Origin of the sequence: Phenylobacterium sp. (assembly GCF_037138395.1) — a bacterium.
In the GTDB taxonomy this organism is placed as follows: Bacteria; Pseudomonadota; Alphaproteobacteria; order Caulobacterales; family Caulobacteraceae; genus Phenylobacterium.
The window spans coordinates 1-7,595 of sequence record NZ_JBAXIM010000123.1 but is presented as its reverse complement, the minus strand read 5'-3'; the positions used below and the strand labels follow the sequence as shown (position 1 = coordinate 7,595).

Annotated in this window: 8 protein-coding genes; 7 read left to right on the top strand and 1 reads right to left on the bottom strand. The window is 69.6% G+C overall.

What is annotated here, in order from left to right; translation table 11 throughout:
* The 3 genes from WCJ52_RS10000 to WCJ52_RS09990 all read left to right on the top strand — a co-directional run.
* On the top strand, positions 1–804 hold an 804-nt coding region (locus WCJ52_RS10000; protein WP_336903159.1), incomplete at its 5' end, for a PhzF family phenazine biosynthesis protein.
* Between the two features lie 26 nt (positions 805–830).
* A complete protein-coding gene (locus WCJ52_RS09995) occupies positions 831–1,706 on the top strand; it encodes a UTP--glucose-1-phosphate uridylyltransferase (RefSeq protein ID WP_336903158.1) in 876 nt (291 codons plus the stop codon).
* Positions 1,703–2,545 carry an SDR family NAD(P)-dependent oxidoreductase gene (locus WCJ52_RS09990; RefSeq protein ID WP_336903157.1) on the top strand — a complete coding sequence of 281 codons (843 nt, stop codon included), beginning with the start codon at positions 1,703–1,705 and terminating at the stop codon, positions 2,543–2,545. Before WCJ52_RS09995 ends, WCJ52_RS09990 begins: the two co-directional genes overlap by 4 nt.
* Here WCJ52_RS09990 and WCJ52_RS09985 read toward each other — a convergent pair whose 3' ends face one another.
* Complete coding sequence (locus tag WCJ52_RS09985) at positions 2,546–3,292, bottom strand: alpha/beta hydrolase (protein WP_336903156.1); 747 nt, start codon at positions 3,290–3,292, stop codon at positions 2,546–2,548. It lies immediately after the preceding gene.
* Between the two features lie 44 nt (positions 3,293–3,336).
* Here WCJ52_RS09985 and WCJ52_RS09980 point away from each other — a divergent pair, with 44 nt between their 5' ends.
* From WCJ52_RS09980 to WCJ52_RS09965, 4 genes are all read left to right on the top strand, one after another.
* Positions 3,337–4,509, top strand: a complete 1,173-nt coding sequence (locus tag WCJ52_RS09980; protein ID WP_336903155.1) for a glycosyltransferase family 4 protein — start codon at positions 3,337–3,339, stop codon at positions 4,507–4,509.
* A complete protein-coding gene (locus tag WCJ52_RS09975) occupies positions 4,506–5,477 on the top strand; it encodes a glycosyltransferase family 9 protein (protein ID WP_336903154.1) in 972 nt (323 codons plus the stop codon). The genes WCJ52_RS09980 and WCJ52_RS09975 overlap by 4 nt, the downstream gene beginning before the upstream one ends.
* An 87-nt stretch (positions 5,478–5,564) precedes the next feature.
* Positions 5,565–6,098 carry a translation initiation factor IF-3 gene (infC, locus tag WCJ52_RS09970; protein ID WP_336903160.1) on the top strand — a complete coding sequence of 178 codons (534 nt, stop codon included), beginning with the start codon at positions 5,565–5,567 and terminating at the stop codon, positions 6,096–6,098.
* A 78-nt stretch (positions 6,099–6,176) separates the two neighbouring features.
* On the top strand, positions 6,177–7,388 hold the full coding sequence (locus WCJ52_RS09965; protein WP_336903153.1) for an MFS transporter: 1,212 nt from the start codon (positions 6,177–6,179) through the stop codon (positions 7,386–7,388).
* The last annotated feature ends 207 nt before the right edge of the window (positions 7,389–7,595 follow it).

Genomic DNA, 7,595 nt, shown 5'->3' with positions numbered 1-7,595 from the left:
GCCTCGGGGCCGCTGAACGGCAATCCCCTGGCGGTGGTCCATGGCGCCGAGGGCCTGTCTGATGCGCAGATGGCGGCCTTCGCCAACTGGACCCACCTGTCCGAGACCACCTTCCTCCTGCCGCCGACCGATCCCGGCGCCGACTACCGGGTGCGGATCTTCACGCCGGAGCGGGAACTGCCCTTCGCCGGCCATCCGACCCTGGGCTCCTGCCGGGCCTGGCTGTCGGCGGGCGGCCGGCCGAAGACCTCCGGGCGGGTCATCCAGGAATGCGGGGTCGGCCTCGTGCCCGTGCGGATCGATGGCGAGGACCTGGCCTTCGCCGCCCCGCCCCTGCTGCGAGTCGGGCCTCTGGAGCCAGAGGTGACGGCGCAGATCATCCGTGGACTGAGAATTCCGGAATCCGCCATCCTGGCCGGGCGCTGGATCGACAACGGGCCGGGCTGGTGCGCGGTCCTTCTGGACTCCGTCGAGCGGGTCCTCGCCCTGACCCCGGAATTCGCCGCCCTGGGCGATTTGGAGCTGGGGGTCGCTGCCCTCTACCCGCCGGGCGGGGCCTCGCAGCTGGAGGTCCGCGCCTTCTGCCCCAGCCTGTCCGTGCCCGAAGACCCGGTGACCGGCAGCCTCAACGCGGGCCTGGCCCTCTGGCTCATCGGCGAGGGACTCCTGCCGCCGCGCTATGGCGCAAGCCAGGGGGCGGCCGTGGGCCGGGCTGGCCGGGTGACGGTATCGGCCGAAGCCGACGGAACCTGGATCGGCGGCCGGGCCGTGATCGTTCTGGAAGGAACCGCCGCCCTCGACTAGAGGAGGGGCCTGCAACGGAGACGTCCATGTCAGGCAAGGTGCGCAAGGCGGTGCTGCCGGTGGCGGGACTGGGCACGCGGGTGCTTCCCGGTGCCAAGGTCACGCCCAAGGAAATGCTGAACGTCGTCGACCGGCCGATCCTGTCCTACATCGTCGAGGAGGGCCGGGCGGCGGGGATCGAGCACTTCGTCTTCGTCACGGGCCGCGGCAAGGGCGCCATCGAGGATTATTTCGACCACCACGTCGAACTCGAGGCCCAGCTGGAGGCCAAGGGCAGGCTGGACATCCTGGCCGATATCCGGCGCGACCTGCCCAAGCCCGGCGAGATGAGCTTCGTGCGCCAGATGGCGCCCCTGGGCCTGGGACACGCCGTTTGGTGCGCCCGGGACATCATCGGCGACGAGCCCTTCGCCGTCATGCTGCCGGACATGCTGATGATGGCCGAGCCGGGTGCCCTGGCCCAGGCAGTGGCGGCCTTCGACCAGGTCGGCGGCAACATCGTCGTCGTCGAGCCGGCGCCGGAGGGCCAGGCCCACAGGTACGGCATCGTCGCCCTCGACGGGCAGGACAGCCGGCTGAACCGGATGACCGGCATGGTCGAAAAGCCCGCGCCGGGGACCGAGCCGTCCAACCTCTTCATCTCCGGGCGCTATGTCCTCCAGCCCGAGATCTTCGAACGCCTGGCCCGGCACCGGAAGGGGGCCGGCGGCGAGATCCAGCTGACCGACGCCATGGCCGACCTGATGGCTGACCAGGCCTTCCACGCCCTGGAGTACGAGGGGACGACCTATGACTGCGGCGACAAGCTGGGCCTCCTGCGGGCCAATGTCGCCTATGCCCTGAAGCGTCCCGACCTGGCCGAGGGGGCTCGGGCGATGCTGAAGGACCTCCTGGGAGCGTGAGACTCCTCGTCTTCGGCTTCGGCTATTCGGCCCGCGCCCTGGCCGCACGGGCGCCACGCGGTCTCAACATCATCGCGACGGTGCGCAGTCCCCTTCCCGAACGCTGGCGGAGCGCGGTCGAGACCGTGTCGGTACAGGACGGCGACGCCCTGGCGACGACACTGGGACGGGCGGACGCCCTCCTCGTCACCGCCGCCCCGGACCCGGAGTCCGGCCTCTGCCCCGGCTTTGAGGCCCTGGCCCCCCACCTCGCCTCCGGGTCCGGACCCAGCTGGATCGGCTACCTCTCCACCACCGGCGTCTACGGCGATCGCGGCGGACGCTGGGTCCGTGAGACCAGTGAGGTGCGGCCCGCCTCGGAGACCTCCCGGCGCCGCGTTGCCGCCGAAGCCGCCTGGGCCGGGACGGGCCGCCCCCTGGCCGTCTTCAGGCTTCCCGGGATCTATGGTCCCGGCCGCTCGGCCCTGGACCGGGTGCGGGAGGGGTCCGCCCGGCGCATGGCGGTGCCCGGCCAGGTCTTCAGCCGGATCCACGTGGACGACCTGGCTGACGGCCTCGCCGCCGCCCTGGCCCAGCCGGACCGGACCGGCATCTTCAACCTCTGTGACGATGAACCAGCGCCGGCCGCAGACGTGACCCTGGAGGCCTGCCGCCTGCTGGGCACCGAGCCACCGCCGCAAACGCCCCTGGACCTTGACGCCCTGACCCCCGCCGCCCGGCGGTTCTGGGCCGAAAGCAAGCGGGTCTCCAACGCCCGGGCCAAGGCCGCCCTGGGCTGGCGCCCAGCCCATCCCACCTACCGGGAGGGCCTGGCCGCCATCCTCGCCGCCGGCGGTTAGTTATCCACAGAGCTCGTCGACGAAGGCCAGCAGGCGGGCGATGTCCTGGGGGCGGGAAAGGCGGTGGTCGCCGTCGCGGACGAGGCTGAAGACGAGGTCCTGCGAGGTCAGGGCCTCCGCCAGGGCGAGGGCGTGACGCCAGGGCACATCCGGATCCGCCCCGCCCTGCAGGATCCGCACGGGCAGGTCAATCTCCACCGGGCCGGGCAGGAGGGTCCAGCCGGCGGACTCCTCGAGGAAACGGCGAGCGATGGGATAGGGGGCGCCGTACTCGGACGGCCGCATCCAGACCCCGTCCCGGGCCAGGGCGGCGTGGTCGGCGGCGGTCATCTCCGGGACCATCAGGGCCTGGGGAAAATCGGCAGCGGGAGCGACGAGGACCAGGCCCTTGACCCGGTCCGGGCGGGCCAGGGCGCACAGGCAGGCCAGCCAGCCGCCCATGGACGAGCCCACGAGGACAAGGTCGCCTTCGGTGAGCCTGTCGATCAGGGCCAGGGCGTCCGCCCGCCAGGAGCCAATGGTCCCATCGGTGAAGGCCCCACCGGACTCCCCATGGCCGGAATAGTCAAAGCGCAGGCAGGCCCGGCCGGCGGCGAGGGCCTCGTCGGCCAGGGCCTGGGCCTTGGTCCCGGTCATGTCTGAGCGGAAGCCACCCAGCCAGACGACCGTGGGCCCGCGCCCCGCAATGGCCCGCCAGGCCAGGGAAATTCCCGCCTCGCGCTCCAGGTGTCCGGAAGTCTCCTGCATGCCCCCTGATAGCGCCGGACGACGGCCTGCGCTATCAGGGCGGGGTGAGCCTTCCCGCGAACTTCACCCTGCTGCAGGTGGTCCCCGAGCTGGAGACCGGCGGTGCCGAGCAGACCACGCTCGACATCGCCCGCGCCGTGGTCGCCGCGGGTGGCCGGGCCCTTGTCGCCAGCCGGGGGGGACGGATGGAGGCGGCCCTGGCGGCGGCGGGGGGCGAGCGGGTCCGCCTGCCCATGCACAGCAAGAATCCCCTGGTCATGCTTAGGACCGCCCGGGCCCTGCGCCAGGTGATCCGGGAACGGGGAGTGAGCCTCGTCCACGTCCGATCCCGCGCGCCGGCCTTCCCGGCCCTGTGGGCGGCCCGGGCCGAGGGCTTGCCGACGGTGGCGACCTATCACGGCATCTATGTCGCCAAGGGCCCGGCGAAACGTTGGTACAACGCCGTCATGACCCGGGTGGACCGGGTGATCGCCAACTCCGACTACACCCGGAATCACATCCTGGCCGAGCACGGGATTGCGCCGGAGAGGGTCGTCGCCATCCCCCGGGGCGTGGACCTCACCCGCTTCGATCCGGCCCGGGTGGCCTCGGAGCGCGTGGAAGCCCTGAGGCGGGCCTGGGACCTGCCGGCAGAGGGCGAGGGGGCCCTGGTCTTTCTGCTGGCGGGCCGCCTGACCCCGATCAAGGGTCATGAGACGATCATCGCCGCCGCCGCGCGGCTGAAGGCCGAGGGCCGGGACCTGCGGGTGATCTTCGCCGGCGACGACCAGGGCCGGACGACCTTTCGCCAGTCCCTCGAGGCGGCCATCCGCGCCGCGGGACTGGAGGGCGAGGTTCGTCTGGTTGGGCACTGTGACGACATGCCGGCGGCCTTCCTGGCGGCGGACGTCGCCCTGTTGCCGACCCGTGTGCCGGAGTCCTTCGGCCGGGCGGCGGTTGAGCCCCAGGTGATGGGACGGCCGGTCATCGCCTCGGACCATGGCGGCACGACGGAGACCGTCCTGCCCGGCCAGACCGGCTGGCTGGCAGCGCCCGGTGATACCGACGCCTGGGTCCGCGCCATGGCGGCCGCCGACGACCTGGGCCGCGAAGGCTTGTCGGCCTTCGGGAGTACCGCCCGGGAGCGGGCGACCCGGCTCTATGCCAACGACGCCATGTGCGCAGCGACCCTTGCGGTGTATGAGCAACTCCTCAAGGCGCGGGAAGCCAGGGAATGAGCCGCCAAATCCGCAAGGTCCTGGTGATTAAGCTGTCGGCCCTGGGCGATTTCGTGCTGGCCCTGGCGGCCATGCGACGCATCCGCGTAGCCCACCCCAAGGCCCGAATCACCCTTCTGACCACGCCGCCCTTCGAGGCCCTGGCCCGGGCCTGCCCCTATTTCGACGAGGTCGAGACCGACGGGAAGCCCGAAGGGCCCGGAGCCTGGCTGGCCCTGCGAGGCCGGCTCAAGGCGGCGCGCTATGACCGGGTCTACGATCTGCAGACCTCCTCTGCCTCGGAGCGGATTTTCCACCTCTTGAGGCCCTTCCCGCCGGAGTGGTCCGGCGTGGCCTTTGGCTGCGCCCTGCCCCACCGCACGCCGGGCAAGGACGCCATGCACACCCTGGAGCGCCAGGCCGATCAGCTGAAGGCGGCGGGGATCTGGCCGGAGGCTCCGACGACGCCCCTGTCTGCACCGCCGCCGGACCTGTCCTGGATCGGCCGGACCGCCCGGGGCCGACGTCGACGTCCGGATCGCCCCTATGTCATGCTGATTCCGGGCGGATCGGCCCACAGGCTGGACAAGCGTTGGCCAGTGGAGAACTACGGGCGGCTGGCCCGGCGGATGCATGACCGGGGCTTCGACATCCTGGTCATCGGCGGACCCCAGGAAAGCGCCCTGGGGCGAGCCATTCAGAAGCACGTGCCCCAGGCCCGGGACCTGACTGGCCGCACCGACTTTGCCACCGTGGCCCTGTTCGGCGCCGACGCCGCCCTGGTGGTCGGCAACGACACCGGCCCCCTGCACCTGGCTGCCGCAGCGGGGGCCCCGACCGTGGTCCTGTTCTCCAGGACGTCGGACCCGGCCCTGTCCGCACCGAGGGGACATGTGATCGTGGTCCAGGCCGACGACCTGTCGACCCTGGACCCCTCGACGGTCTCGCGCGCCACCGACAGCCTGCTCCCCGTTGAAGGCTCTGCTTGATCCCCGCGGTCCACAAGGTCATATATCGATCTTAGGCGGGCGTTTTCCCGTCGTCGACGTCTTCAACAGTTCAAGGAGTAGAAGCCTATTCGCCGGCCCAACCAGGCGCCGCCCGTCAAAGACGGTCCGCGCATCAATGAAGACATCCGTGTTCCCCGGGTCCTGCTGATCGACCAGCTTGGCGAGAAGCAGGGGGTCATGCCCACCTCCTCCGCCCTCGAAGCCGCCCAAGAGGCGGGGCTAGACTTGGTGGAGATCGTGCCCAATGCCGATCCGCCCGTCTGCAAGATTCTGGACTTTGGAAAGTTCAAGTTCCAGGAACAGAAGAAAAAGAACGAGGCGCGCAAGCGTCAAAAAGTCGTAGAGATCAAAGAGATCAAGCTTCGACCGAACATCGACATCCACGACTACGAAGTGAAGTCGCGGTCGATGCACCGTTTCTTTGGCGAAGGTGACAAGGTCAAGGTTACCCTCCGTTTCCGAGGTCGTGAACTGGCGCACCCCGAATTGGGCATGAAGCTTCTCCAACAGGTCAAGGCCGACTTCGATCCGGTGGCCAAGGTGGAGTACGAGCCCCGCATGGAGGGCCGCCAGATGATCATGATCCTGGCGCCGAAGTAGGCCCCTCTTCCGGGCGGTGCCGGATTTCGTCGCCGCCCGCCCTTGCCCGGCCGGGCGCGTGGCCCTAACAACCGCGCCATGTCGGAGGCCGCAGACAAGCCGAGATCCACGCCGCCCTTGGCGGCCCTGGCCCTCATCGCGGTCATTTTCATCAACATGCTGGGCTTCGGGATCATCGTCCCGCTGCTGCCCTTCTATGCCAAGTCCTTCAACGCCCCGGCCTGGCAGATCGCCCTGATCTTCTCGGCCTACGCGATCGGCTCGTTCTTCGGCGAGCCCTTTTGGGGCCGGCTGTCCGACCGCTACGGGCGCAAGCCGATCCTGATCTCGACCATCACGGGCAACTGCCTGTGCTATTTGGCCCTGGCCTTTGCCCCGAACATCCTGGCCGCCTTCCTGATCCGGCTGGTCGGCGGCCTCGCCGCCGGGAATGGCGCAGTGATTCAGGGCTACCTGTCCGACGTCACCCCGCCGGAGCAGCGAACACGGCAGATGGCCTACCAGGGGGCCGCCTGGAACGTGGGCATGATCGTCGGCCCCTCCTTGGGCGGGCTCCTGGCCCACCCCGACGCCGGGCCAGCCGGGTTCCGAATCCCGCTCTTCGTAGCCTCGGGGTTGGCGGCCCTCTGCGTGCTGGGCATCCTGGTCTTCATCCGCGAGAGCAACCACCGCCGGGAGGGTGCCGCCCACCGGGTCAACCGCTGGTCGGCCATCGACGATGTCGTGCGGAGCCCGGTGCTGGGTCGCCTGATGCTTCTGACCTTCCTGGTGGGTTTTGCCTTCACGGGCATCGAATCCACCTTCGGGCTCTGGGCTAACGCGCGGTTCGGCTGGACGCCCCGGGACATCGGGGTCTGTTTCGCCTTCGTGGGAATCTCCGCGGCGATCTCGCAGATGTTCCTCACCGGCCCCCTCTCTGAGAAGTACGGGGAGGTTCGAATGCTGGCGATCGGCATGGCGATGACCGTGGTCGGGGCGGGCCTGCAGGTCCTCTCGTCCGGGACGACGGCGACCATCGCCCTGATGTGCGTCACCGCCATCGGCCAGTCCGTGGCCTTTCCGAACGTTGGCTCCCTGATCACGCGGACCGCCGACCCCCACCGGCAGGGACAGATCCTGGGCCTGAACAACGCCTGCGGCGCCCTGGCCCGGGTGGTGGGGCCCTTCTGCGCCGGCCTGATCTTCCCGATCAATATCAACGGGCCCTTCCTGATGGGCGCCCTGATGGTGATCCCGGCCATCTTCCTGGCCATCTCCGCAAGCCGCAGGGCAACGAAGCTGCTGGCCTGAGGCCCGCTCTCTTCAGATGGACCGTCTGAAAGGGGGACAATGCCCTAATTTCAATATTTTAGATCATGTTTCGATCCGACAACCGGTTCCCACTTATCGGAATATGATCTAAGGGCGGCGCCGAAAGCTCAGAGGGCGGCCACGGGCGGCGATCACAAAGCAGAAGACCACACTGAGGCTCTCGCCGGACGTGCTGGAACAGTTCCG